Origin of the sequence: Limnohabitans planktonicus II-D5, assembly GCF_001270065.2 — a bacterium.
Classification (GTDB): Bacteria; Pseudomonadota; Gammaproteobacteria; order Burkholderiales; family Burkholderiaceae_C; genus Limnohabitans_A; species Limnohabitans_A planktonicus.
This window is the reverse complement of the sequence record NZ_LFYT02000006.1, coordinates 159,023-184,996: the sequence shown is the minus strand read 5'-3', so window position 1 is coordinate 184,996 and position 25,974 is coordinate 159,023. Positions and strand designations below refer to the sequence as shown.

25 protein-coding genes are annotated in these 25,974 nt (G+C 59.8%); 19 read left to right on the top strand and 6 right to left on the bottom strand.

Going from position 1 to position 25,974, the window contains the following annotated elements; translation table 11 throughout:
• Positions 1 to 23 precede the first annotated feature (23 nt).
• The 6 genes from H663_RS27885 to H663_RS27860 form a co-directional block, all read right to left on the bottom strand.
• Entirely contained in the window at positions 24 to 1,733 is a 1,710-nt protein-coding gene (locus H663_RS27885) for an NAD+ synthase (protein WP_053170777.1), read from the bottom strand.
• Between the two features lie 37 nt (positions 1,734 to 1,770).
• Entirely contained in the window at positions 1,771 to 2,871 is a 1,101-nt protein-coding gene (locus H663_RS27880) for an AAA family ATPase (protein ID WP_053170774.1), read from the bottom strand.
• Positions 2,868 to 3,491 carry a nicotinamide riboside transporter PnuC gene (gene pnuC / locus H663_RS27875; protein ID WP_053170771.1) on the bottom strand — a complete coding sequence of 208 codons (624 nt, stop codon included), beginning with the start codon at positions 3,489 to 3,491 and terminating at the stop codon, positions 2,868 to 2,870. The genes H663_RS27880 and pnuC overlap by 4 nt, the downstream gene beginning before the upstream one ends.
• 66 nt (positions 3,492 to 3,557) lie before the next feature.
• Entirely contained in the window at positions 3,558 to 4,061 is a 504-nt protein-coding gene (locus H663_RS27870) for an NADAR family protein (protein WP_053170768.1), read from the bottom strand.
• A gap of 26 nt (positions 4,062 to 4,087) precedes the next feature.
• The gene (pncB, locus tag H663_RS27865; RefSeq protein WP_083451080.1) at positions 4,088 to 5,311 is read right to left on the bottom strand and encodes a nicotinate phosphoribosyltransferase; all 1,224 of its coding nucleotides are present in this window, start codon (positions 5,309 to 5,311) and stop codon (positions 4,088 to 4,090) included.
• 9 nt (positions 5,312 to 5,320) lie between these two features.
• Positions 5,321 to 6,127, bottom strand: a complete 807-nt coding sequence (locus H663_RS27860) for a cysteine hydrolase family protein (RefSeq protein WP_053170765.1) — start codon at positions 6,125 to 6,127, stop codon at positions 5,321 to 5,323.
• Positions 6,128 to 6,247: 120 nt separating this feature from the next.
• Here H663_RS27860 and H663_RS27855 point away from each other — a divergent pair, with 120 nt between their 5' ends.
• From H663_RS27855 to H663_RS27765, 19 genes are all read left to right on the top strand, one after another.
• Positions 6,248 to 6,910: an NUDIX hydrolase gene (locus H663_RS27855; protein ID WP_053170762.1), complete on the top strand. Its 663-nt coding sequence runs from the start codon at positions 6,248 to 6,250 to the stop codon at positions 6,908 to 6,910.
• 180 nt (positions 6,911 to 7,090) lie between these two features.
• Positions 7,091 to 7,420: a hypothetical protein gene (locus H663_RS27850; protein WP_053170758.1), complete on the top strand. Its 330-nt coding sequence runs from the start codon at positions 7,091 to 7,093 to the stop codon at positions 7,418 to 7,420.
• Between the two features lie 513 nt (positions 7,421 to 7,933).
• Positions 7,934 to 8,578, top strand: a complete 645-nt coding sequence (gene rsmD / locus H663_RS27845; RefSeq protein ID WP_053170753.1) for a 16S rRNA (guanine(966)-N(2))-methyltransferase RsmD — start codon at positions 7,934 to 7,936, stop codon at positions 8,576 to 8,578.
• Between the two features lie 45 nt (positions 8,579 to 8,623).
• Positions 8,624 to 9,118 (top strand): pantetheine-phosphate adenylyltransferase, encoded by a 495-nt coding sequence (coaD, locus tag H663_RS27840; protein WP_053170750.1) that lies wholly within the window; start codon positions 8,624 to 8,626, stop codon positions 9,116 to 9,118.
• A 139-nt stretch (positions 9,119 to 9,257) separates the two neighbouring features.
• The gene (locus H663_RS27835; RefSeq protein ID WP_053171620.1) at positions 9,258 to 10,061 is read left to right on the top strand and encodes a GntR family transcriptional regulator; all 804 of its coding nucleotides are present in this window, start codon (positions 9,258 to 9,260) and stop codon (positions 10,059 to 10,061) included.
• A gap of 19 nt (positions 10,062 to 10,080) precedes the next feature.
• Positions 10,081 to 11,283, top strand: a complete 1,203-nt coding sequence (locus H663_RS27830) for an ABC transporter substrate-binding protein (RefSeq protein WP_053170747.1) — start codon at positions 10,081 to 10,083, stop codon at positions 11,281 to 11,283.
• A 27-nt stretch (positions 11,284 to 11,310) separates the two neighbouring features.
• Positions 11,311 to 12,183: a branched-chain amino acid ABC transporter permease gene (locus tag H663_RS27825; protein WP_053170744.1), complete on the top strand. Its 873-nt coding sequence runs from the start codon at positions 11,311 to 11,313 to the stop codon at positions 12,181 to 12,183.
• Positions 12,180 to 13,157 carry a branched-chain amino acid ABC transporter permease gene (locus H663_RS27820; RefSeq protein WP_053170742.1) on the top strand — a complete coding sequence of 326 codons (978 nt, stop codon included), beginning with the start codon at positions 12,180 to 12,182 and terminating at the stop codon, positions 13,155 to 13,157. Before H663_RS27825 ends, H663_RS27820 begins: the two co-directional genes overlap by 4 nt.
• Positions 13,154 to 13,930: an ABC transporter ATP-binding protein gene (locus H663_RS27815; RefSeq protein WP_053170740.1), complete on the top strand. Its 777-nt coding sequence runs from the start codon at positions 13,154 to 13,156 to the stop codon at positions 13,928 to 13,930. The genes H663_RS27820 and H663_RS27815 overlap by 4 nt, the downstream gene beginning before the upstream one ends.
• The gene (locus tag H663_RS27810; RefSeq protein ID WP_053170737.1) at positions 13,927 to 14,637 is read left to right on the top strand and encodes an ABC transporter ATP-binding protein; all 711 of its coding nucleotides are present in this window, start codon (positions 13,927 to 13,929) and stop codon (positions 14,635 to 14,637) included. The genes H663_RS27815 and H663_RS27810 overlap by 4 nt, the downstream gene beginning before the upstream one ends.
• 66 nt (positions 14,638 to 14,703) lie before the next feature.
• Complete coding sequence (locus H663_RS27805; RefSeq protein WP_240620437.1) at positions 14,704 to 15,696, top strand: tripartite tricarboxylate transporter substrate binding protein; 993 nt, start codon at positions 14,704 to 14,706, stop codon at positions 15,694 to 15,696.
• Positions 15,693 to 16,973 (top strand): 3-isopropylmalate dehydratase large subunit, encoded by a 1,281-nt coding sequence (locus H663_RS27800; protein ID WP_053170735.1) that lies wholly within the window; start codon positions 15,693 to 15,695, stop codon positions 16,971 to 16,973. The genes H663_RS27805 and H663_RS27800 overlap by 4 nt, the downstream gene beginning before the upstream one ends.
• Complete coding sequence (locus H663_RS27795; protein ID WP_053170732.1) at positions 16,970 to 17,473, top strand: LeuD/DmdB family oxidoreductase small subunit; 504 nt, start codon at positions 16,970 to 16,972, stop codon at positions 17,471 to 17,473. The genes H663_RS27800 and H663_RS27795 overlap by 4 nt, the downstream gene beginning before the upstream one ends.
• Before the next feature lie 17 nt (positions 17,474 to 17,490).
• On the top strand, positions 17,491 to 19,164 hold the full coding sequence (locus tag H663_RS27790) for a hydantoinase B/oxoprolinase family protein (RefSeq protein WP_205872695.1): 1,674 nt from the start codon (positions 17,491 to 17,493) through the stop codon (positions 19,162 to 19,164).
• Positions 19,161 to 21,233: a hydantoinase/oxoprolinase family protein gene (locus H663_RS27785; RefSeq protein ID WP_053170729.1), complete on the top strand. Its 2,073-nt coding sequence runs from the start codon at positions 19,161 to 19,163 to the stop codon at positions 21,231 to 21,233. Before H663_RS27790 ends, H663_RS27785 begins: the two co-directional genes overlap by 4 nt.
• A gap of 1,339 nt (positions 21,234 to 22,572) precedes the next feature.
• The gene (locus tag H663_RS27780; RefSeq protein ID WP_053170726.1) at positions 22,573 to 23,175 is read left to right on the top strand and encodes a cysteine hydrolase family protein; all 603 of its coding nucleotides are present in this window, start codon (positions 22,573 to 22,575) and stop codon (positions 23,173 to 23,175) included.
• Between the two features lie 4 nt (positions 23,176 to 23,179).
• Complete coding sequence (locus tag H663_RS27775; RefSeq protein WP_053170723.1) at positions 23,180 to 24,580, top strand: FAD-dependent oxidoreductase; 1,401 nt, start codon at positions 23,180 to 23,182, stop codon at positions 24,578 to 24,580.
• Positions 24,577 to 25,473, top strand: a complete 897-nt coding sequence (locus H663_RS27770; RefSeq protein ID WP_053170721.1) for an isocitrate lyase/PEP mutase family protein — start codon at positions 24,577 to 24,579, stop codon at positions 25,471 to 25,473. Before H663_RS27775 ends, H663_RS27770 begins: the two co-directional genes overlap by 4 nt.
• Complete coding sequence (locus tag H663_RS27765) at positions 25,470 to 25,961, top strand: GNAT family N-acetyltransferase (protein ID WP_053170719.1); 492 nt, start codon at positions 25,470 to 25,472, stop codon at positions 25,959 to 25,961. Before H663_RS27770 ends, H663_RS27765 begins: the two co-directional genes overlap by 4 nt.
• The last annotated feature ends 13 nt before the right edge of the window (positions 25,962 to 25,974 follow it).

Sequence of the window (25,974 nt, the reverse complement as noted above, 5' to 3'; positions counted from 1 at the left end):
CAGGTTCCTCAGGAAAAAAACAGTCAGGCGTATTGCACTGCTGCAATCGGGACTTGGCGACCGCTGCCAAATGCACGCCCCCGAACGCGCAAAACTGGAGGCGCTTGACGGCGTTTGTATTCATTGCGAGCAATCATTTTTTGAATGCGTTCGATGAGGGCTTTACCAGTCACCTCAGTGCGCAATTGAGCCATTTTTTTTTCTGAACGATGGCGTTCCGATTCAGGCAGGCGCTCACCTTCAATGAGGGCTTTGAGGATTTCATCCAGAACCTCATAAGGGGGCAGACTGTCGGTGTCTTTCTGCCCCGGTGCCAATTCAGCTGAAGGCGGTTTCTCGATGATTGCATCGGGAATGATTTCGCGCCCGGCAGTGGCGTTGACATGCCGGCAGAGTTCAAAAATTTCCGTCTTGTACAGATCACCAATCAGGCCCAGACCACCATTGGTGTCGCCATACAGCGTGCAGTAGCCTACGCTGACTTCGGATTTGTTGCCTGTGGTGAGCAGCAGATGTCCAAAGGCGTTTGAATACTCCATGAGCGTGGTGCCCCGTACACGCGCCTGCAGGTTCTCCAGAGGCAGGCCTTGCAAGGATGTGCCAAATGCGTTCTCAAAGCCTGATTCAAACTCGGCGACGATGTCGCGAATGGGATGCTCCACCAGTTGAATACCCAGGTTTTTGCACAAGATGGCCGAATCCGATACGCTGCCTTCGCTTGAAAACTTGGAGGGCATGGTGATGCCGACCACGTTCTGCGCACCGAGCGCTTCGGTCGCCAATGCCAATGTGAGGGCTGAATCAATGCCACCCGAGCAGCCGACGACTGCCGTTTTGAAGCCGCAGCGACGGGCATAGTCTTTGAGCCCCAGCACGATTTGCTGACGGTAGAACTCCATGGTGGACAGGCCCGCGCCAAGGACTGGCGCTAGCGCTTGCCCGTATGAATCCGTGAAGCTTTGACTATGGCTGTCAAAGGTCAGAGTGGTCACGTCTTGTGCAAAGCGCCTGGCTTCATAAACCACATGTCCCGCGGCATCCATGGCGAATGAGGCTCCGTCATAGACCAATTGATCATGCCCTCCGATCTGATTCACATACAGCAAAGGAAGTTTGTGGCGCATGCAGGCTTTGCCGAAAACGATGTGCCGTTGCTCTCGTTTGCCCACATTGCTCGGGCTGGCGTTGATGGTCACCACGAGGTCGGGCGATGCGTCAGCGAGGCGTTGAAATGGATTGACGGTGTAGTCTCTGCCATCGTCGTTCCAGCCATCTTCGCAAATCATGAGTCCCACCTGCTGGTCAGCGATGCGAAGAACACGCACGACATCGGGCCCAGGTTCGAAATGGCGGCGCTCGTCGAAGATGTTGTAAGTGGGTAAGAGCTGCTTGAAGTACTCCATGACGACCTTGCCATTTTTCAGCACCAACAGCGCGTTGTGAAACGCTTTGCCGGGGCCTTGACGGCGCATGGGGGTACCGACTACCCACAAGAGATTCGGAGTCTCGCGATTAGCGATTTTCAGTTGCTCAAGGCCCTCGTCCAATCGGGTCTGGAAATGAGCGTCGTCCAGCAGGTCTGCAGGGTAGTAGGCGGTGAGGCTCAGTTCTGGGAAGACCACCATGTGGGCATGTTCGTCACGCGCCTGCCGTGCTGCGTGCAGCATCAGGGCAATGTTGCCTTGGATGTCTCCGATGGTGGGGTTGATTTGTGCGCTGGTAATTTTCAACATGTCATTGCTTACGCGGGTTTGAGAACTGTCGTGAAAGTCAAAAGGCCCATTGCTGGGCAATCAGCTGGTCGAGGGCGTGCAGTGCATCGGTGCAACGCGATTTTGGAGAGCCGTGCACTTCGATCCAAGGTACGGTTTGAGCTACAAGTGCAGTCCGAAATCGTTGGGTCATCCAACTTCGAAGATGCTCTCCGTCGCGCAGTCCATCATCTTCAAAGGGAACACCCAAGTCACTGGTAAGAATATAAAGTGCGCGTGGCGGCATATTGGCGGCAATCTCATCCACCGCAGCGTTGCCTGCGCTCATGTATCGCTCGTGCCAAATGCGGGTGGCAAAGGCATCGGTGTCGCATATCAATACTGGACCGCCTCGTGCTGCTGCAGTGTTCTCGAGTCTGCATTGCATTTGAGCCACTTGAACAAAGTCTGTAGATTCCCAAGCAATGTCACTTGCAGTGGCTTGCAGATCGTTTGATCTGGTCAAAGCCAGCAGGTTTGCGCTGTACTCCCGGCCGTATTCGGCAACCCACTGTGTTCGCGACCATATGCCGCCGCGTTGATGGAGCGCGTCTGTCAATTCCCTGCTCAGCGTGGTTGTGCCGGTGGATTCGGCGCCCAGCACGACCACACGCAGCGCCATGCCTGCTTGCACTGCAGGCGACAACATGTGCCATTGGCCCGCCACATTTGCACGCACCGCAGTACCCGAGGTGGGGTAGAGACTCCTCGCTTTGTCCAAGCAGACATGAGGGCATTCAAAGTATTTGGCAAGGCGGTCGCCATAGGGCTCAGAAGTGAAGACCGCGTCCACCGGGGGCTGTGGGTTCCAGCGTTCGGCTGCTTGTCGAATGCCTTTACGCATGATTTCCACATGCGCTTGCCAGATTCCTTCGTCCTGGTAGTCCACCGGTACGTCATCAATTTCGCCCACAATTCGCACGTTGTGGTGATCCCAAAAGGCATTGCGAAGCCATTGCACACGCTGTGCGATGCTTAGCTTTTCAGTACTGGCGCCCATCACAACTACTGTCACTGTTTGGCTGTGCACGGCCGCAGTACGAATCAGGTATTCGTGTCCCAGATGTGGCGGGTAAAACTTGCCTATCACTAGGCCATGCTGGAAATCACGTCTACTCATGCTATTGCCATAGGAGATTGGGTTCGACGAGTCTGTTGCCAATTGCGCAATCCATATACACACAGTGCCAAGAAGACGACGTAGAGACACGCAATCAGATAAAGGCCGCGGCTCCAATAGATAGGCACAGAGATCAAGTCCACCGCTATCCACCAGTACCAGCTGGATACTTGGCGGCGGTTGAGCTGCCACTGGGCGCATAGGCTAAGTGCGGTGATGAGTGCGTCCAAGGGCGGCGCGCTACCACGCAGCTCTACCAAGATCAACCACATCAACCAAGCCATAATGCTAGCAACAGCAAGCAGTATTGCCTGTTCATGCCAGGTAGTCGCTCTGAACCGACTCGCTTGAGGGTTGCCTCGTACTTTCCATTGCCACCAGCCCTGAATTGATAGCGCGATGAAAACCACCTGTAGTGCGGAGTCGGCAAAGAGTCTTTGGTCTAGAAAAACCAAACCCAAGATCAAGCTGTTGACCATGCCCCACGCAAAATTCCAGATACTGGCTTTGGCGGTGAGCCAGACACATAACAATCCGGTGAGGAAACCTAACGCATCCCCTGCTGTGACTTGAATCGAACCAACCACGAGATTGCTAGCGAGTATTTCAATGATGTTCATTGGAGTTGTGTGTGCTTCTGTGAGGTAAGAGTTGTGCAGCGGAGGAGCTTATGAACTGGGATGAAGCTACAGCACTTGGTTAGCCTCATTTGCTTTTATGGCATCCCTGACTCTGGTCAGTACTCGTCCAAGCTTGTTTTGACCTAGCCACTCATTCGGATTCATGCATCTTGGATCGGTCTCCTCTAGTCCGATACCCCAGATCGCGTCGTCGGGCGAAGCTTCGACCAGCAATGTGTCACCAGTTGCCAGTATTGCGGCCTTACGCATCTGATCTTGTGTGAACTTTGCCAACAAGCCAGGAAACATAAGTTCTTCTGCTTGCCTATGCCATTCGGTATCGACGTAGCCTTGAATTTGACGTCCAAGCATTTTTTGTTTTCGGGGATTAGGTTCGGCCATGATCCGCTGCGCCATTAACGTGTCCCCAAACAACATAGCCTTCGTGAACATCATGAACTGTTCTGCGCAGTTGAAAGCGCGACCTTCGACAGAGAAGGTGCCGAGATTCCAGTTGCTGAAAACTTCAGCAGTTCTCCAAAAAAATGTCATTCCATTGGCAGTACGCATATCTATCCCTTTGCTTATGTGTTGCTTTAATTCGCGTGTACATCGAAAACTTGTCGCAGGTACGCCAGGAAGGTGGCGTCTTCACACAAAGTTTTTCCTGGCGTGTCCGAGAGCTTGGCAGTCGGTTGGCCATTGCAGCTGACGAGCTTCATCACAATGTTCAACGGCCTCAGCCCGGTATCGTTGCTCAGGTTGGTGCCAATGCCAAAGCCGGTTTGAACGCGGTTAGCAAAGTGCTGGTGAAGTTGCAGCGCAGTAGGTACATCGAGACCATCCGAGAAGACGAGACGTTTGGTATTGGCATCGATTTTGAGTTTGGCGTAGTGCGCCAAAGCCTTTTCACCCCACACCACAGGATCTCCACTGTCGTGCCTTAAGCCATCAAACAACTTGGCAAAGTAGAGGTCAAAGTCGGCAAGGAAGGCATCCATACCCACCACATCGGTCAGCGCCGTACCCAGGTCGCCGCGGTACTCTTGCACCCATGTTTCCAGTGCCGCTTTTTGAAAGCCTTTGAGCTGGACTCCGGTAGCCTGGAAGGTTTGCAGGTATTCATGCGCCATCGTGCCAATGGGGACCAAGTTGCACTCTTTGGCTAACAGCACGTTGGATGTGCCTTTGAAGTACTGCGGTACTTCGCGTGCAAGGGTCTGCACCATCTCTGCTTGCCACTCGCCAGAGAAGCGTCTGCGTACTCCGAAGTCAAAAAACTCAAATGGGTGTCGCAGTGGGGTGCTCGGTGCGTAGTCGCGCAGTTGGGCGATCTTCGTTTGCAGGCGCTTGCGGCCTTCTTGCAAAAAAACCTCTTGGCCGCCGCGCTCCTGCGTGAGGCGGCGGAAGTACAACTCGTTGACGATGGCCAGCACAAAGATTTCAAATCCCATGACATGAACTTGTGGCCCTTTGGCCGTGATGCGCAAGCTATCGCCTTGCGTGAACACGGTGATGAAACGGCGTTGAAACTGAAACAGGCGCAGGAAGTCGATGTAGTCAGACCGGATGTAGCGCAGCCCGGCCAGGTAAGCCAGCTCGTCTTCTTTGAAGCGCAGGGCGCACAGGGCATCCAGTTGTTCATTCACTTCGGTAGCCAGTTCGGCCAGCGGAAATTCTGGCGTGTTTCGACAAACGAAGCGGTACTCTGCCTGGTTGGTTGGCATGGCGTGCAGCATGGGCTGGTGCATGGTGAATTTGTACAGGTCCGTTTCCAGCAGGCTGCGGATGACGGGGGTGTTCTCTCTTGTCTGGCTCACAAGTCTCTCCTAGTTGAACGCGGCGCTTGCTTGGGCGCTGGTCATTGTTTCGGCACCCCAGGCCGAGGCGCGCAGCACGAAGGCTGCTTGGTCTGCTTCGAAGCTGGTGACGGGGCTCATGCAGTCAGTCAGCAAGATGATGCGCGGGCGTTGTGTTGCGATCCCGTTCAGGTAGCGCATGAGCTGGTCCACACTGGACGCTACGCAGTGGCTACCTGCTTCCCCGGCAATGAAGAGAACGTCCACGCCCTGTGTCAATTCTGTCGCAAGGGTGTGATTGAACTGGGTGGAGGCAACGGCTTCGTCTGGCGCATCCGCTTCAAAAACGCCGAAGTGCTCACTCAGGGGGTACTCGCCCTTGAGAGCCTTGCGTACTGCGCGTTGTCGGGTGAATTCCCATTGGTTCAGTTGCTCGGCCAAAGGGGTGAAAATGTTGTGGCCCCATGTGCCCGTCACGCAGTGCACGGGCCAGATGACCAACCCAGGCCGCCCGGTGCTTGCCAGCTGGTCAAGCATGACAAGCACTTGCTCAGTAAGGGATGCATCCCGAGGCGTGAATTTGCCACTGATCACATCAGCGCGGGTCACAAAGCTGAACGGCGCGGGCGAGTTGCCGTCGTCTGTCTTCCAGAAAGTAACGCGTTCGACCGCTACGCTGGGGTGAGAGTCCAATGTGACGGTGATGCCGTCCAAGGGTGCGCCTGCAACAAAGGATGCCAGTCGCTGCAAATCAGCGCTGGCTCCAGCCACGGGCAAGGCGGCGCCAGCGATATCGCAAAAGTCATTTTGCGGATCAATGATGAGTAACTTTTTCATGAGGGTGCTCCTTGACGAAATGAATGCCAGTGGCTGGCTATGAATGTAATCTATATAAATTCAAAATGCAACTTAATATTTGTTTGTCAAATGATAGATTTAGTTGTTTAATGGGTTTATATGAAAAATTCTTTGACAGCCCCCCCGATTGTCACTGTCGATGCGGTACTGCTCACCATTGCTGGCAATGAACTGTGCGTTGCATTGCACAAGCGGGAAGCCGCTCCCTTTGCCGGACACTGGGCATTGCCAGGGGGCTTTATTCACACTCAAGAAGATGATTCCGCGAAGGCGGCTGCGGCCAGGGTCTTGCGCGATAAGGTCGATGTGCAGAGCCCTTATCTCGAAGAGTTCGGCAGCTACTCAGGCCCGGTTCGTGACCCTCGTGGCTGGTCGCTGACCTTGGTTTACTACGCTCTTGTTCCAGTTGTGTCGGCTCGCATCACCTTGTTCCCGGTCAATCGCTTGCCAAACTTGCCCTTTGATCACGGGCAGATAGTGTCTGCCGTGGTGGAGCGGGTGCGAAGCAAGGCCAGCTATTCCTCGCTACCGGTGCACTTGTGTCCTGAGGAGTTCACGATTGCGCAGTTGCATGCTGCTTATGAGCTTGTCCTGGGGGAGCGTATCAACATGGCGAACTTCAGACGCAAGTTGGCTGACTTGGATCTTTTGGAACCTGTTTCAGGTCTCCTGCGAAGTGCCGGCAGGAGTCGACCCAGTCAGGTTTACGTGGTGCGAAAGAAATACAGAGACAGGCTCTCGGTTCGGGACAGAGGTCTTTAAGGCATTGCTGAATTCGCAGGGTTGTTCAGCGTGGACTGAACTCAGAATTTCACATCACGTTCAGACACACAGCGTTACAACTGCACCCAGCACTTCGTCCTCACGGCGACTTTGAGCCGCGTTGTAGTTACAAGTCCAACAAGGTGTTGGGCTTCAAACCCGAATGAAAGAAGTCTTCTCATGAACAAGTTGCTCGCTACCCTGGTTGCCGGTTTCTTCGCCGCCGGTGCATTCGCTCAAGCGCCTGCCGCCCCTGCGGCGACTGCCGCAACCGCAGCAGTTGCTGCGCCCGCCAAGGCGGACATGAAAGATGCCAAGGCCGAAGCCAAAGCGGCCAAAGCCGAGAAAAAGGCAGCGGCCAAAGCTGAAAAGAAAGCTGAAAAGAAAGCTGAGAAAGAAGCTGCAGCCAAGACAACAGACAAAGCAGCCGCTCCTGCTGCCAAAGCTGCTGAAAAGCCAGCTGCCAAAACCGACGTGAAAACCGACGCTAAAGCCCCTCAAGGCAAGTAAACGGTGAACGCCAGATGCATAGTCTGGCGTTGCATGAGGCATGCGACCCTGCCCCGAAAAAACCAGCCGAGTGCTGGTTTTTTCTTGCCTGTGCCGAAGCGAAAAAACGTCGGAGCTGAAGCTACCGACCTACGGGGGCGGTATTCGTAGGTCGGTGGTCGAAGACCCCGACATGGGGTCTGTGCCGGAGCGAACAAACGTCGGAGCTGAAGCTACCGACCTACGGGGGCGGTATTCGTAGGTCGGTGGTCGAAGACCCCGACATGGGGTCTGCGCCGAAGCAAAAAACGTCGGAGCTGAAGCTACCGACCTGCGGGGGGCTGTACTCGTAGGTCGGTGGTCGAAGACCCCGACATGGGGGCCCGTGCCGGAACGGACAACCGTCAGAGCGGATCTACGTGGGCCGTATTTGTCGGCGTCATGAGCCCCGACATCTACCATTGCCCAGGCCCACAATCCATCCAGACCTGGTGCGCAGTCACGGCTTGCTCGCGGCCTTTACACTTGCCGCCTATGCCTCCAACGCCCAAAAACAGAACTGCAGCGTCGTCTGCGCGCCAAGCTGCAGCCAAGCCAGCCACACAGCGTGGCCCCAAGGGACACCCCGCACACGAAGTGCGCATCATCGGCGGCCAGTGGCGCAGAACCCGGCTGAAAGTGATCGACAAGCCTGGCCTGCGCCCCACGCCCGACCGCGTGCGTGAAACCCTCTTCAACTGGCTCGGACAAGACCTGAGCGGCTGGCGCTGTGTGGATGCCTTTGCGGGCACGGGTGCTCTGGGCCTCGAAGCCGCATCGCGGGGGGCAGCGCATGTGCTCATGCTCGAACAAGACCCTTTGCTTGTGCGCGCCTTGCAAGATCATGCTGTGCGTTTACAAGCCAGCATGGTTCAGGTGCAGCGCAGCGACGCCATCACCGCCTTGCAGCGCTTGCCTGCAGGCAGTGTCGATCTGGTGTTCATCGACCCCCCCTTTGATGGACCCTGGTTTGAGCCCGCACTTCAAGCTGCTGTCCGGGCAGTGCCTGTGGGCGGCTGGGTCTACCTCGAAGCGCCGCAGGTCTGGACGCCAGAGGCTTTGCAGCCGCTGGGCTTGCAGTGCGAGCGCCACCTCAAAGCCGGTGCCGTGCACGCACATTTGCTGCAACGCACTGCATAATTTGCCGCCATCCATTTGCCCTGCCACTCGTCCAAGGACAATCCCATGAACCGATCTGTGACCGCTGTGTATTCCGGTACTTTTGACCCCATCACCCTGGGGCATGAAGACGCCATTCGCCGCGCAGCCCAGATGTTTGACCGGGTCATCATCGCTGTGGCCAAAGCCCACCACAAAAACACGATGTTCAGCCTGGACGAACGGCTGGCGCTGGCGCAGGCCGCCCTGGCCGATTGCCCCAATGTGACTGCGCTGCCTTTTGACGGCCTGATCGTCAACTTTGTGCAAGCACAAAACGCCCAGGTCATCGTGCGTGGCCTGCGCTCGGTGACCGACTACGACTACGAAACCCAGATGTCAGGCATGAACAGGCACCTGGCCCCTCAGCTGGACACCGTTTTCCTGCACACCAGCGCGAGCGTGCAGCACATCAGCAGCACCTTGGTGCGCGAAATCGCCAAATTGAGAGGTGACGTTTCGGGTTTGGTGTCGGCTCCTGTGCAGCTGGCATTGCGGGCCAAAGTCTCACTCAAGGCCTGACAGCCTGAATGGGCCTCGCAGGCCCTGTGGCGTGATTTTCGGACGGTCCGAATTCAGGGTAAATCCTAGTCAAATGTCTCATGCATGGGACCTGTTTGTTCTATTGACAGAACATTAGGACTGATCAACCATGCAAAGCATGAATGCAGCCTTGCCTTTGCCCAAATACCATCAGGTTTATCTGGTGCTGCGCGAGCAATTGCGTGAAGGGCGTTTTGATGCCGGGCTGCCTGGCGAGATTGCCTTGATGGGGCAGTTTGGTGTGGCCCGTGTCACGGTGCGGCGGGCCTTGTCTCAGTTGGCGCAAGAAGGCTTGATCAGCCGGGAGCCTGGACGTGGCACACGACCTGTACACGCACGGGCCAATGAAGTGCAGATGCAGGCCTCCACCATGGCCACTGGCCAACAAGCGCGACTCACGGGCTTGCTTGAAAACCTGGTCACCATGGGTTTGCGCACCAAAGTCAAGGTCTTGTCGGTGGAGCGTATGCGTGCACCTGTGGATGTGGCCGCGGCCTTGCAATTGCAGGCAGGCACTGCGGTGCAAAAAGCCGAGCGCGTGCGCAGCACCCCTGAAGGCCCTTTGTCGCACATCACCACATGGGTGCCCGATGCGATTTCTTCAGGGTTTGGCAAGCGCGAATTGGCGCAAAAACCCATTTTGGTGCTGCTCGAAGAGTCGGGCGTCAAAGTGGGCCGGGCCGAGCAAACCATCTCGGCCCGTTTGGCCGATGTGGGCATGGCCCAGCACCTGGATGTTTCTGTCGGATCGGCCTTGCTGGCGGTGCGGCGTTTGATTTATGACGAGGACGACCGTCCCGTCCAATGGCTGCATGGCTTGTACCGACCGGACCGGTATGAATACCAGATGCAGTTATCCCGCGTTGGCAGCATTGACGCCAAGGTGTGGGTAAGCCAAGAGCTGTCCGCCAACTTCCATTAACTTTTTCAAGGATGTTCTCATGACCTCACGTCGCACTTTCATGGGCCAGTCCGCTGCTGCGGCCTCGGCTCTCGCCTTTCCACTGGTGGGCGGGGCTCAGCCCAAGCCCATCAAAGTCGGTGTTTTGCACCCTGTGACGGGTGCCTTGGCTTACTCCGGTCAGCAGTGCCGCATGGGTGCCTTGATGGCGATTGAAGACATCAACAAGGCCGGCGGCATCAAGTCGCTGGGCGGCGCCAAGATCGAAGCCATGCTGGGCGATGCACAGTCGAGCCCTCAAGCGGGCACGGCCGAGATCGAGAAGATGAACGAAGCGGGTGTGAGCGCCGTGGTCGGCGCCTTCGCCTCGGCCATTTGCCTGGCCACCACACAAGCGGCGGCCAAATACAACCTGCCCCATGTGGTCGATGTCGGCGTGGCCGACCAGATCGTTGAGCGCGGCCTGAAAAACACCTTCCGCTTTGGCCCTGGCTACAAGAAGTGCGCCGAAGTGGCCGTGTCCAGCCTGCACGTTTTGAACACCGCCGCAGGCAAGCCCGCCCGCACCGTGATGATCGTGCACGAAGAGTCTTTGTTTGGCACAGGCACGGCCAACTTGCTGGCCAAAGAGTTGCCCGGCTATGGCTATGAGGTGAAAGAAATCATCAAGCACGCCAACCCCACGCGTGACTTCAACAACATTGCGCTGCGCATCAAGCAGGTCAACCCCGACATCCTGATCCCGGCCAACTACTACAACGAATACGCCCTGCTGGTGCGCACTTTGCAGCAGCAAAAAATCACACCCAAAGCCATTTACTCGGTGCTGGGTGGTGCGGCGTCGAGCTACAAGTTCGTCAAGGAGTTTCCAGAAGCAGCCAACGGCATCATCGACTGCAACCATTGGTTCAACCCCAAAGACAAGCGCTCGGCCGAGTTGCGCAAGCGCGTGGAAGCGCAGGGCCAGTTCTTCAGCTACGAAGTGTTCATGACCTACACCGCCATGATGCTGCTGGCCGATGCGATTGAGCGCGCCAAGTCGCCCGACCGCGCGGCCATCATCGACGCGTTGGCGTCCAGCAAGTTCGCCAACCACATCATGCCCTACGGCGCGACCAATTTTGTCAACGGTCAGAACATGGGTGCACAGCCTTTGATGACCCAAGTCCACAAGGGCGACATCAAGGTGATCGTGCCGCGCGATTACCGCGAAATTGATCCGATTTTCCCGCTCAAAGGCTAAACCGGTTTGTTGAACAGAAAGACCCCGATGCTGGACTTCAACATCCTGTTTCCTTCGGTGCTCAACGGCATCACCACCGGTGCCGTGTATGCGCTGATCGCGCTGGGCCTCACGCTGATTTATGGCGTGCTGCACATCATCAATTTCGCGCACGGCGCGTCTTTGATGGTGGCGCTGTATGGCGTGTACATGTTGAAGCAACACTTCGGGGTCGATCCCTACATGGCCCTGCCGATCATGGTGCCCGCCATGTTTGTGTTGGGCTACGCACTGCAGCGCGGCGTGATCAACCGCGCCAGCCACGGCAAGGATGAAAACATCTTGCTCGTCACGCTGGGCATCTCCATCGTGCTCGAAAATTTGGCGCTCTTGTTCTTCAAGTCGGACACCCGCACCATCGAGACCGCCTACACCTTGACCACGGTGGAGATCGGGCCTGCCTTCATCGCGCTGCCCAAGCTGGTGTCTTTTGCTGGGGCTTTGGTGGTGTCGGCTGTTTTGTTGCTCATCGTGCAAAAAACCGACTTGGGTCGTGCCATTCGCGCCGTGTCCAAAGAAAAGCAAGGCGCACGTTTGATGGGCATCGATGTGGACCATGTGTACGCCATGTGTTTTGGTTTGGGCCTGGCCAGTCTGGGCGCAGCGGCCTGCTTTTTGATGCCGGCTTATTACGTGAACCCGCAAGTGGGCAACGGCTTTGTGCTGGTGGCCTTCACCATCGTGGTGCTGGGTGGCATGGGCAGTTTTGCCGGGGCCTTGCTGGGCGGCTTGCTGATTGGTGTGGTGGAGTCGCTGGGCGGTTTGCTGCTGGGTGAGTCGCTGGGCCAGGTGGGTATTTTTGTGATTTTCATTGCGGTGCTTTTGCTCAGGCCGCAAGGATTTTTTGGAGCGAAGGCATGAAAGACTTTCGCAACATCGCAGTCTTTGTGGTGCTGGTGGGGGCGGTGCCCTTGTTCACCGATTCGGGCGTGATGCTCAACTTTGTCATGACGTCTTTGTACGCCTGCCTGCTCTCGCAAGCCTGGAACGTGCTGGGCGGGTTTGGCGGACAGTTTTCCTTTGGCCATGCTTTGTTTTTTGGCACGGGCGCTTATGTGCAGGCCATCGCACAAATGCAGTGGGGCCTGAGCCCCTGGGTGGCTTTGCCGCTGGCCATGGCTTTTGCCGCGGGCGTGGGCGCTTTTGTGGGCGCGGCCTCGTTTCGCTATGGCCTCAAGGGTTCTTACTTTGCGCTGGTCACGCTGGCCTTTGCCGAGGTGTTCCGCATTTTGGCCACTTCGGTGCCCTTCACGGGGGCGGGCGTGGGCCTGATGCTGCCGCTCAAAGAGTCGGCCGCCAACATGCAGTTTGGCAGCCGCGCCGGTTTCATCTGGCTCATGCTGGGCCTGGTCACGCTGGCGCTGTGCATCACCGCTTGGCTGCGCCACTCTCGCTTTGGGGCCTACTTGCAAGCCGTGCGTGACAACGAAGACGCGGCCCGCGCCATTGGGGTGAACCCCTTCAGCGTCAAGTTGATCGCCACCATTTTGTCGGGCGGTCTGATGGGCGCAGGCGGCGCGTTTTATGTGCAGGTGTTCCAGTACATCGATCCGGGCATTGCCTTTGGGGCGCACACCTCGGTCGAGGCCCTGGTGGGTGCGATTGTGGGCGGCATGGGCACGCTGTGGGGGCCGCTCTTGGGGGCTGTGAGTCTGCACATCCTGGCCGATGTCACGCGCAATTTGTTTGGCCAGTTGCCGGGCATCAACATGGTCATTTATGGCGTGGTGCTGATCGTGATCGTGATGTTCTTGCCGCGCGGCATCGCGGGGCTGGGCACCATCACCCCGTTGCAATGGTTGCGCGGCCAAAAGTCTGACGGAGACAAACCATGAGCACGCTGCTGCAGATCGAGGGCGTGGGCAAATCCTTTGGTGGCCTCAAAGCCGTGCAGAACGTGAGCCTGTCGGTGACCGAGGGCCGTTTGAGTGCCTTGATCGGGCCGAATGGCGCAGGCAAGACGACTTTGTTTGCGCTCATGTCGGGTTTTCTGACGCCGGATACGGGCCGTGTGGTGTTTGCAGGCCTGGACATCACCGGCCAGCCGCCGCACCTGAACGCCCGCATGGGCCTGACGCGGACGTTTCAAATTGTGCAGCCTTTTGCCGCGCAAACCGTTCGTGAAAACATCGCGGTGGGGGCGCACCTGCATTTGCCGCGCCGAGCGCAGGCGCTGGAATTTGCCGAATCGGTGGCAAGCCAAGTGGGCTTGACGCCCCAACTCGACAAGCTGGCCAGCGACCTCACGGTGGCCGGGCGCAAGCGCCTGGAGCTGGCCCGCGCATTGGCCACGCGGCCGCGCTTGCTGCTGCTGGACGAAGTGCTGGCAGGCCTGAACCCGCAAGAAATTGCCGAGATGATCCCGGTGGTGCAGGGCATTGCCCAAAGCGGCGTAACGGTGCTGATGATCGAGCACGTCATGCAAGCGGTGATGAGCCTGGCGCAAGAAGTGTGGGTGCTGGCGCAGGGGCAGCTGATTGCCCAAGGCACACCCGCTGAAGTGACGAACAACAAAGCCGTGGTCGAGGCTTATTTGGGCCACGGCACGGCCGAGCGTTTGCAAAAGAACGCGGCCCAAGCCAAAACAGCGCAGGAGGTTCAGGCATGAGCGCTTTGTTGAATGTGCAGGGCCTCAAGTCCGGTTACGGTGTGGTCGAGGTTTTGCGGGGTGTGGACCTGCAGGTCATGCCTGGCGAGTTGGTGGCGCTGCTCGGCAGCAACGGTGCGGGCAAGACCACGCTCAACCTCACGCTCAGCGGCCTGGTGGCTGCGCGTGCGGGCCAAGTGGGGTTTGACGGGCAGGACATCACCGGTTTGCATTCGCGCCAGGTGGTCCAGCACGGCTTGATTCAGGTGCCCGAAGGCCGCAAGGTTTTTCCCAACCTGAGCGTGCACGAGAACCTGGAGCTGGGGGCCTTCACCCGGGGGCGTGAGCGCAAGCAGCAAAACCTGGACAAGGTTTACGAAACCTTTCCGCGACTGAAAGAGCGTGTGGCGCAGTTGGCCGGCACTTTGAGTGGTGGCGAGCAGCAGATGTTGGCGATTGGCCGGGGCCTGATGGCCGAACCGCGCTTGTTGATTCTGGACGAGCCCTCACTGGGTTTGTCGCCCTTGTTGGTGGAAGAGTTGTTTGGCCTGATCTCGCAGCTGCGCAGCAGTGGCCTGGCGATCTTGCTGGTGGAGCAAAACGTGGGTCAGTCGCTCGACATCGCCGACCGTGCGTATGTGATGGAAAACGGCCAGATTCGTTTTTCCGGCACACCCGCCGAGTTGTTGGCCAGTGACACGCTGAGACAAGCCTATTTGGGCATGTGAAGGCCGTGGGGCTGTGCTGCCCCCAGCTGCAGGACCCGATTGAATTTAGACACGGAAGACAGCCACATGACGCACCTAACCACTTCGCACCCTGCCAAGCCGCCACGGCGCGCTTGGGTGTTGGGCACGCTTTTGGCCTGTGCCGCTTGGGTGAGCGGGGTTCAGTCCCAAACGCTGCCGCCCATCAAAATTTTGGTGGGTGCCCCGGCAGGCGGCACCACCGACACCATGGCCCGCACACTGGCCACGGTCTTGGGCACGCAGCTGGGCCGCACCGTGGTGGTCGAAAACAAACCCGGCGCGGGCGGCAACCTGGCGGCTGACGCGGTGGCCAAGGCCGCGCCCGATGGCAACACGCTGCTCATGAGCTTCACCAGCCATGCCATCAACGCCTCGCTCTACCCCAGTTTGCCGTTTGACCCGGTGAAAGATTTCACGCCCTTGACCATGGTGTCGACCTCGCCATCGATTTTGGTGGCGCACCCCAAAGTGGCCGCCAACAACACGGCTGAGCTTGTCAAGTTGGCCAAAGCCAAGCCCGGACAGCTGAACTTTGCCATTGGTGCGCTCGGTTCATCGCTGCACATGGCGGGCGACGCGTTCAAGATGCAAGCAGGCGTTTTCATTGTCAACATCCCTTACCGGGGCACGGCGCCTGCAGTGCAAGATGTGCTGGCCGGTCAAGTCGATCTGATGTTCGCGGCAGTGGGCAATGTGCAGTCGCACATCAAGGCGGGCAAGCTCAAGCCCTTGGGGGTGACCAGCGCCAAGCGGCTGGCGGCTTTCCCGGATGTGCCCGCGATTGGCGAGAGCCTGCCGGGCTACGAGTCGAGTGCCTGGTTTGGTTTGTTTGGCCCGGCGCGCATGAGCCCTGAACTGAGCAAACGCCTGGCCGATGCGGCCCGCGCGGCGGTGTTGTCGCCCGATGTCAAGCGCCGCATCGAAAGTGAAGGGGCCACGGCGGTGGGCAACAGCCCGGAAGAATTTGCCCGTTTTGTCGACAGCGAGATCGTGCGCTGGCGCAAGGTGGTGCAGTACGCGGGAGCGAAACCAGAATGAGCGCCGCTGTATCGCAAACCCTGGCGCAAAAACTCATTGCCCGCGCCGCTGGCCGCGCCCATGTGGCCGTGGGCGAGGTGGTCACCTGCAAGGTGGACCTGGCCATGTTTCACGACTCGTCCGGCCCGCGCCGCTTGAAGCCCATGCTCGACGAACTGGGCGCAGAGATTTGGGACAAAAACAAAGTGGTGCTGGTCCTGGACCACTACGTGCCCGCACAAGACGCCGATGCGCAGCAGATCGTGCAGATCGCACGCGAGACGGCCAAACAATGGAAGCTGCCGCATGTGATCGACAGCGAGGGCATTTGCCATGTGGTGCTGCCCGAGCGGGGCCATTTGAAGCCCGGTATGTTTTGTGTGGGTGGCGACTCGCATTCGCCCACAGGCGGCGCGTTTGGTTGCTATATGTTCGGCATCGGCGCGACCGAGATGCTGGGCGTGTGTGTGACCGGCCAGATATGGGTGCAGGTGCCACGCACCTTGCGCATGCACTGGTCGGGCCGCTTGCAGCGCGGCGTGTCGGCCAAAGACATGATGCTGCACATGGTCGGGCGCTTTGGCATGAACGGCGGGCAATACCAAGCGGTCGAATTTGCCGGGCCTGCCGTGCAGGCGTTGTCGATGGCCGAGCGCATGACGTTGTCCAACATGAGCGCCGAGATGGGCGCGCAGGCGGGCTTGATCGCCGCCGACGACACCACCTTGCAGTATTTGCGCGGTATTGGCGTCGCCCCTGAGCATTTGGCTGGGGCCGGGCAATGGTGCACAGACGAAGACGCCGAGTACGAACAGCAAAACTTTGACGCCAACACCCTCAGCCCGCAAGTGGCCGCGCCACACAGCCCGGCCAACACACGGGATGTGGGTGCGTTTGCCGACGTGTTGCCGAACATTGCTTACATCGGTGCTTGCACCGGGGCCAAGCTTGAAGACCTTCGCGCCGCCGCATCGGTTCTCAAGGGCCAGCGTGTGGCCGCTGGGGTGCAGCTCATGGTGGCCCCTGCCAGTGCCCGCGAACAAGCGCAGGCCACACAAGAAGGCGTGATGCAAACTTTGCTGGACGCCGGGGCCACGGTGCTGCCCAACAGCTGCGGCGCGTGTGCGGGCTACGGCGCGACTTTCCCAGAAGGCTCCACCGTGATTTCGACCACCGCCCGCAACTTCAAAGGCCGCATGGGCCCGGCCAGTGTCAACGTGTATTTGGCCTCGCCCTTCACCGTGGCGGCTTCGGCCTTGCGCGGGCGCATCAGTGATGCACGCGAGGTGCTGGCATGAACAAGCGCAGTTCCCAAAACGCACGCGTTTGGCGTGTGGGTGCCGATGTGGACACCGATGCCCTGGCCCCTGGCGCGTACATGAAGCACGGTCTGGAAGTGATCGGCTGGCATTGCCTGGAGGCGGTACGCAGTGACTTCGCCTCGGGCGTGAAAGAGGGCGATGTGATCGTGGCCGGGGCCAACTTTGGCATCGGCTCATCGCGCGAACAGGCGGCAGGGGTGCTGCGGCACTTGGGGCTGGCGGCGGTGATCGCGCCGTCGTACAGCGGCCTGTATTTTCGCAACGCCTTCAACTTGGGCTTGTTGCTGTTGACTTGCCCCGAAGCCGACCGCATCGAAGAGGGCGAGCGTGTGGGTGTGACGTTTGAAGGCGATACACCGCTGGTGATTCGCGCCAACGGCCAGCGCTTGGCCTGCGCCCCGATTCCTGATTTTTTGATGGACATGGTCGATGTAGGCGGTTTGCTCCCCCTGCTCAAACAAAGAAAGCCTGCATGAACCCGACTGAACCTGTGATGGAAGCTGTGATGGACCCCGTCACCTTGGCTGTGTTGCGCGGCCGACTCGAACAGATTGCCGACGAGATGGACGCGACGCTCTACCGCAGCGCCTTCAACCCCATCATTGCCGAGGCGCACGACGCTTGCCACGGCTTGTATGACGCCCGCACCGGCGACACGCTGATTCAGGGCAAGTCGGGCTTGCCCGTGTTTGTGGGCGCCATGGCTTTTGCCGTGCGCGCGGCCATGCGTGTGGCCGCTGAGCGTGGCGGCATGCAGCCAGGCGATGTGTGGCTGTTCAACGACCCGTATGAGGGCGGCACACACGCCAACGACTTCAAGCTGGTGAAGCCCTGCTTTCGAAATGGGCAGCTGTATTGCTTTTTGGCATCGGCTGCGCACTGGCACGACGTGGGCGGTGCGGTGCCCGGCAACTACAACCCGGCCGCGACCGAGTGCTGGCAAGAAGCGGTGCAGATCCCGCCGGTGCGCATCTTGCGTGCGGGTGTCCTGGATGACGATGTGCTGGCCATTTTGCGCGCCAACACCCGCTTGCCCGACAGCCTGTGGGGCGACCTGAACGGCCAGCTGGCCGCGCTCGAATTGGGCGCGCGCCGCCTGGACGGCTTGCTGGACGAATACGGCGACGCCAAAGTGGCCCAGGCCTTGGTGGAGCTGCGCACCCGCGCTGTGCGCTTGATGCGTTCACACATTGGCAGTCTGCCCGATGGCCGCTACAGCTTTGAAGACGTGCTGGACAACGACGGCGTGAAAGACGAGCTGCTGACGATTGCGCTCGACATGACCGTGGCCGGTGACCGGTTGACGCTGGACTTTTCGCGCACCTCGGCGCAATGCGCGGGGCCAGTGAACATCTCACGCGCCACGGCAGTCGCCGCTTGTTATGTGGCTTTGAAGCATGTGTTCCCCGATGTGCCGGCCAACGCAGGCGTGCTGGATGCGGTGGATTTTGTGATTCCGGATGGCCTGGTCATCAGCGCCTCGCGTCCGCGCCCGGTGGGCGGCTACACCGAAACCATTTTGCGCATGATCGATGTGATCTTCAGCGCCACGGCTTTGGCGGACCCCAAGCGGGCGGTGGCCCACGCCTACGGCACCATCAACGCCTTGTCGATCGCCGGTCACCGCACCGACGACAAGCGTAAAGGGCAGCGCTGGGTGATGTTCAGCTTCTTTGGAGGCGGGCACGGTGGCCATTCGGATGGCGATGGCCTGTCGCACGGCAACGCGCCGATCTCGACCGCCACCATCCCACCCATGGAGATTTTGGAAGCGGCCTACCCGGTGCGATTCACGCAGTGGGCTTTGCGCCCCGGCTCGGGGGGCGATGGCCAGCACCGGGGCGGCTTGGGCGCGATCTATGAGATCGAATTGCTCGAAGACAGCGCCGAGGCCTTCATCTTTGGCGAGCGTGGCAAGTCGGCCCCCAAGGGCATTCATGGCGGCCAGCCTGCGCTGCCCAATGTGTTTGAGTATTGCCAGAACGGGGAGTGGAAGACACCGCCGATGGTGTCGAAGATGCTTGGCATTCAATTGAAGAAGGGCGACCGGGTTCGCCTGCAAACACCGGGCGGTGGCGGCTGGGGCAACCCGGCAGACCGGTCAGAACAAGACCGTGCCAAGGACATCGCACTCGGTTATAGCCAAGAACGCAAGGAACAAGCATGAGTGGGCATTCTGTGAACCAACCGCATTGGGTGGTGGGTGTGGACGTGGGCGGTACGTTTACCGACCTGTTTGTGCTGGACGAAAAAACCGGCCAGGCCCGCATCGTGAAAGTGCCGTCGACCCGGGGTGAAGAAGCCCGGGGCTTCATGAACGGCATCGCCAAGGTCACCGGCAACACGGGTGCCGATGGCGCCAAAGACATCGCCACCATCGTGCACGGCACCACCGTGGGCACCAACGCTTTGCTGGAGCGCAAGATCGCCCGCACCGGCATCATCACCACACGCGGCTTTCGCGACGTGCTGGAAATGCGCCGCCGCGACCGCCCACAAACCTGGGGCCTGCGCGGCAGCTACACGCCCGTGGTGCCAAGGGCTTGGCGTTTGGAAGTGGACGAGCGCGTGCTGGCCGATGGCCAATTGCACACGCCTGTGAATTTGGACCAAGTACGCGAACAAGCCCGCGCCTTGCTGGCCGAAGGCTGCGAGGCGGTGTGTGTCTTCTTTGTGCACGCCTATGCCAACCCCGGCAACGAACAAGCGGCCGTGGCGGCTGTGCGCGAGATCTGGCCCAACAGCTATGTGACGGCGGCCAGTGAAGTGCTGCCCGAGATTCGTGAATTCGAGCGCTGCTCGACTGCTACCCTGAATGCCGCTTTGCAGCCTGTGGTGGGCAGCTATTTGCAGCGCCTCGATGGTGACTTGCGCGCCCAGGGCTTTGGCGGTGAGTTGCTGATTGTGCAAAGCAACGGCGGCGTGATGTCACGCCAGACCGCTTGTGATGTGCCGGTGCGCACGGCGCTGTCTGGCCCGGCGGCAGGCGTGATGGCTTGCGCAGAGATTGCGCGGGCTTCGGGCTTTGAAAACGTCATCACGGGCGACATCGGCGGCACCTCGTTTGACGTGTCCTTGGTGGCCGGTGGCGAAGCGGCCCTCGCCGCGCAAACGTCCATCGAGTTTGGCCTGGTGGTGCGCTCGCCCATGATCCAGATCGAGACCATCGGTGCCGGTGGCGGCTCGATCGCTTCGGTCGATGCGGGCGGCATGCTGCAAGTGGGCCCCGAGTCGGCCGGCAGCATTCCCGGCCCCGCTTGTTACGGGCGCGGCAACACCCGACCCACGGTGACCGACGCCAATGTGCTCTTGGGCCGCATCGCGGCAGATCGGCCTTTGGGTGGCGGTTTGTTGCAAAAGCTGGATTCTGGCTTGTCCGAAAAAGCAATTGCCCAGCATGTGGCCGAGCCTTTGGGCTTGACCGCGCTGGCTGCAGCCGAAGCGATTTTGACGGTGGCCAATGCCCGCATGGCGGGCGCGATCCGCGTGGTGTCGATCGAGCGCGGCCACGATCCGCGCCAGTTCGCCTACATGCCGTTTGGCGGCGGCGGCGGCCTGCATGTCTGCGCCATGATGCGCGAGGTGGGCGTGACCACCGGCATCGTGCCGCGTTACCCGGGTGTCACATCGGCGCTGGGTTGTGTGATGGCCGACATGCGCCATGATGCGGTGCAAACCCTGAACGTGGCGCTGGTCGATGTGGCTTGGCCTGCGTTGCTGCAACGCGTAGACGCACTGGCCGAGGCTTGCCAGGTGCGCCTCGATTCTGCCGGTGTGAACTTTGTGCGGGTGGACGAAGTCATCAGCTTTGACATGCTCTACATGGGCCAAACCCACACCCTGCAAGTGCCGGTGAAACGAGAAGCTTTGAATGCGGCGGGCTTGTTGGCCGCGTTTGAAGCGGCTTACCAGCACGCCTTTGGCCGTGTGCTGCAAGGCCCGGTGATCCGCGTGATGAACCTGCGTTATGCCCGTATCGGACGGCGTCCCAAGTTCGATCTGGCGGTGCTGGCCCCACAGGGCGAAGGCCGCACCACTCCGGTGGGCGAGCAGCAGGTCTACCACCAGGGCCAATGGTGGACGGCGCAGCGCTACGAGCGCTTGAGCTTGCCCGTGGGCACCGTGGTGCAAGGCCCGGCAATTTTGGAACAACCCGACACCACGGTGTGGTTGGAGCCGGGCTTTGAGGGCCGGGTCGACAAACTCGGCAACTTATTGGTGGAGCGCAGCGAGTGACCGTGCGTCTGTACGTTGCAAATCGGCAGTCGAAGACCCCGATACCTCTTCGCGAACCCGAGGGGCCTGTGTGGACTTCATCGGTGAAGCTCGCCATGTCGGACTCTGCGAGTACCGACCTACGACAAGGGAGCCGTCTAGTAGGTCGGTGGTCGAAGACCCCGACAATTCTGCGTGAACCTATGCGGCCTGTGTCAATGTCACCGGCGAAGCTGGCCATGTCGGACTCTGCGAGTACCGACCTACAACATGTGCGCTGTCTTGTAGGTCGGTGGTCGAAGACCCCGACAATTCTGAGCGAACCCGAGGGGCCTGTGTGGACTTCATCGGCGAAGCTGGCCATGTCGGACTCTGCGAGTACCGACCTACGACAAGGGCGCTGTCTTGTAGGTCGGTGGTCGAAGACCCCGACAATTCTGAGCGAACCTGAGGGGCCTGTGTGGACTTCATTGGTGAAGCTGGCCATGTCGGACTCTGCGAGTACCGACCTACAACATGTGCGCCGTCTTGTAGGTCGGTGGTCGAAGACCCCGACAATTCTGCGTGAATCTATGCGGCCTGTGTCAACGTCACCGGCGAAGCTGGCCATGTCGGACTCTGCGAGTGCCGACCTACAACATGGGCGGTGTCTTGTAGGTCGGTGGTCGAAGACCCCGACATTTCTGAGCGAACCTGAGGGGCCTGTGTGGACTTCATCGGTGAAGCTGGCCATGTCGGACTCTGCGAGTACCGACCTACAACATGGGCGGTGTCTTGTAGGTCGGTGGTCGAAGACCCCGACAATTCTGAGCGAACCTGAGGGGCCTGTGTGGACTTCATCGGTGAAGCTGGCCATGTCGGACTCTGCGAGTGCCGACCTACGACAAGGGCGCTGTCTTGTAGGTCGGTGGTCGAAGACCCCGACAATTCTGAGCGAACCTGAGGGGCCTGTGTGGACTTCATCGGTGAAGCTGGCCATGTCGGACTCTGCGAGTACCGACCTACAACATGGGCGGTGTCTTGTAGGTCGGTGGTCGAAGACCCCGACAATTCTGCGTGAACCTATGCGGCCTGTGTCAATGTCACCGGCGAAGCTGGCCATGTCGGACTCTGCGAGTGCCGACCTACGACAAGGGCGCTGTCTTGTAGGTCGGTGGTCGAAGACCCCGACAATTCTGCGTGAACCTATGCGGCCTGTGTCAATGTCACCGGTGAAGCTGGCCATGTCGGACTCTGCGAGTGCCGACCTACAACATGGGCGGTGTCTTGTAGGTCGGTGGTCGAAGACCCCGACATTTCTGTGGGGGACCAAGTCCACGGAGCTCAGAAGTCCGATCGATAAGTGACAGGAGTAAAGCGCATGAACTTGAAGAACGCGAAACTGGGCATGGTCATCGTGGACCTGCAAAACGACTTTCTCGCGCCCGATGGCGCTTATGCACGGGGCAACACCCTGAGTGCAGAAGCCGTGAAACTGCCCGAGCGCATGGCCCCTGTGGCCCGTGCGATCAAAGGCCGTGGCGGCCTGGTCACGGCCAGCCTGTTCACCCTCTGGCCCGATGCGCAGGGCGAGCCCATGATCTCGGCGCACCTGAAAGAGCGCCGCCCGTTTTTGCGCAAGGGCGACTTTGCACCGGGCAGTCGGGGGCAAGCCAATGTGGACCTGCTGGCCCCGCTGGTCGATGTGTCGGTGTTCAAGGTGGCGTATTCGGCTTTCTTCAACACGCAGCTCGACTGGGTGCTGAAAAAATCGGGCATCGACACCCTGGTGGTGTGCGGCATCGTGACCAACGGTGGCGTGGCCAGCACGGTGCGGGATGCCCATGTGCGCGACTACCACGCCATTGTGTTGTCGGACGGTTGCGCCGCCTTCAGAGATGCCGCGCACCAGGCGGCGTTGGCCGACATGGGCTCGGTGGCCGATGTCATGGACAGCGCCACTTTTTTGCAGCAACTGGGCTGAGGTCATGAACGCGCCGCTGCCGCAAGTTCGTCTGGCTGCTGATTTGCAAGCCGAGGACCACACACCGGTGGTGATTGTGGGCGCTGGTGCTTGTGGGCTCACAGCAGCGCTGGCTTTGTACCGTTTGGGCGTGGACTGTGTGGTGCTGGAGCGCGATGCCTTTGCCGCAGGCTCCACCGCTTTGTCCTCTGGCTTCATCCCGGCCCCCTGCACGCAAGCGCAACAAGCCCAAGGCATCACCGACAGCGTGGACTTGTTCGCATCAGACATTCAGGCCAAGGCCCATGGCCAAGCCGCACCCCACCTGTTGCAAGCCTATGCCCAGCATATCGGCCCCGCCATGGACGCACTGGCCAATCACCACGGCTTGCCCTGGCAGGTGCTGGACAACTTTTTGTACCCCGGCCACAGCGCCCACCGCATGCACGCCGTGCCCGAAAAAACCGGTGCCGGTCTGATGAGCCGCCTGCAAGCGGCAGCCGACGCCGCCGGCGTGGTGGTGCTCACACAAGCGCAAGTCACCGAGCTGTGGGCCGACGACGCGCAGCGCATCCACGGTGTGGGTTTTGTCAGGCCCGATGGCCAGACCGAGCGCATCCGCTGTGATGCGGTGATCTTGGCCTGCAACGGTTTTGGCGGGGCCACGGCCATGGTGAAAGAGATGCTGCCCGAAATGGCCGAGGCCACTTATGCGGGCCATGTGGGCAACGACGGCAGTGCCATTGCCTGGGGCCAACAACTGGGCGCACGCCTGGCCGACTTGGGCGCGTACCAAGGCCACGGCTCTTGGGCCGTGCCACAAGGGGCATTGATCTCGTGGGCGCTGATGATGGAAGGCGGCGTGCAGATCAACGCACAAGGCCAACGCTTTCACGACGAAACCCAAGGCTACTCCGAGGCGGCAGTGCATGTGCTGGCGCAGCCGGGTGGCGTGGCCTGGAATGTGTTTGACGATGCGCTGCTGGCCTTTGCACAAGACTTTCCGGATTTTGTGGCGGCGCAAGGTGCGGGCGCGGTGCAGCACGCAGGCGATGCGGTGGCACTGGCGCAACTCATCGGGTGCCCGTCAGACGTTTTACAAGCCAGCTTGAACGCCGTGCAACCCGGCACCGACCAGTCCACGGGCCGTCACTTCAAACGCGCTTTGCAAGCCCCGTTTCACGCCATCAAAGTCACGGGCGCTTTGTTCCACACCCAAGGCGGTTTGGACATCGACGCGCAAGCCCGCGTGTTGCGCCAGGACGGCACCCCTTTGCCCAATGTGCTGGCCGCAGGCGGTGCAGCACGGGGCGTGTCGGGCCAAGAAGTCTGGGGTTATTTGTCGGGCAATGGTTTGCTCAGCGCCATCGCGGGTGGTCACATTGCAGCGCACACCGCACAACAACTTTTGAAAGACACGCCATGAGCCAGCCACACCCTTTGGTCCAATCCCTTTTGGCAAAGCGGCTGCAACAAGACCAGGCCTTGCTCGCCCCCGGTGTGTACGACGCACTCACCGCGCTGGTCGCGCAGCAAGCCGGTTTTGAAGCCGTGTACCTGTCGGGCGCATCGATCGCCTACACGCGATTGGGCCGATCCGACATTGGTCTGACCACCGCCACCGAAGTTGCGCAAACCTTGGCGCACATCACCGACCGGGTGAGCATTCCCGTGATCGTGGACGCCGACACCGGCTTTGGCAACGCGCTCAACACCCAACGCACCGTGCGCGACTTTGAGCGGGCCGGGGCCGCCATGATCCAGATCGAGGATCAGACCTTCCCCAAACGCTGCGGCCACCTGGACGGCAAAGGTGTGGTGCCCGTGGCCGAGATGCAGGGCAAACTGCGTTCTGCACTCGATGCCCGCCATGACAAGAACACCTTGATCCTGGCGCGCACCGATGCGGTGGCGGTCGAAGGCCTGGACGCAGCGCTGGAGCGGGCCGAGCGTTACCTCGAATGTGGGGTGGATGCACTGTTCATCGAAGCCCTGCGCTCCGATGAACAAATGACCCGTGCCTGCGCCCAGTTTGCCAAGCGTGTGCCGCTCTTGGCCAACATGGTCGAAGGCGGCAAGACGCCGGTGCAAAGCGCGGCTGAGTTGGGCGAGCGTGGCTTCAAGATCGTGATCTTTCCGGGCGGCACCGCGCGGGCGGTGCTGCACACCTTGCAGGGCTACTATGCGAGCTTGCACGCCCACCAGACCACGCGGCCCTGGCAAGATCAGATGCTGGACTTCGATGGCCTGAACGCGGTCATTGAAACGCCTCAATTGCTGGCGCTGGGGCAACGCTACGAAATCGGTGAAAAGTCATGACACCCCACATCGTTTTGCGCGGCCTGCGAGTGGGCGACATCGGTTGGGTGGCGCACCGTCAGGGCATTTTGTACGCCCAAGAATACGGCTGGGATGGCACCTTCGAAGCCTTGGTGGCCGAGATCGCTGCGCACTACGTCAACAACCTGGACCCCGCCAAAGAAAACGCCTGGATTGCCGAGTGCGAAGGCCAGGTGGTGGGCTCGGCCTTTGTGGTCAAGGTCTCGGACACTGAAGCCAAACTGCGCTTGCTGTATGTGGAGCCCGAGATGCGCGGCACGGGTCTGGGTCGACGCCTGACGCAGGAATGCATCGCTTTTGCCAAAGACCGGGGCTATCAAAAACTGACTTTGTGGACCAACGACATCCTGCATGCGGCACGCCGCATCTACCAAACTGCGGGTTTTGTGTTGGTGTCTGAAGAAAAGCACCATTCGTTTGGACACGATCTGGTGGGGCAGTATTGGGCGCTGGACCTGAACATTTAACGACAGGAGACTT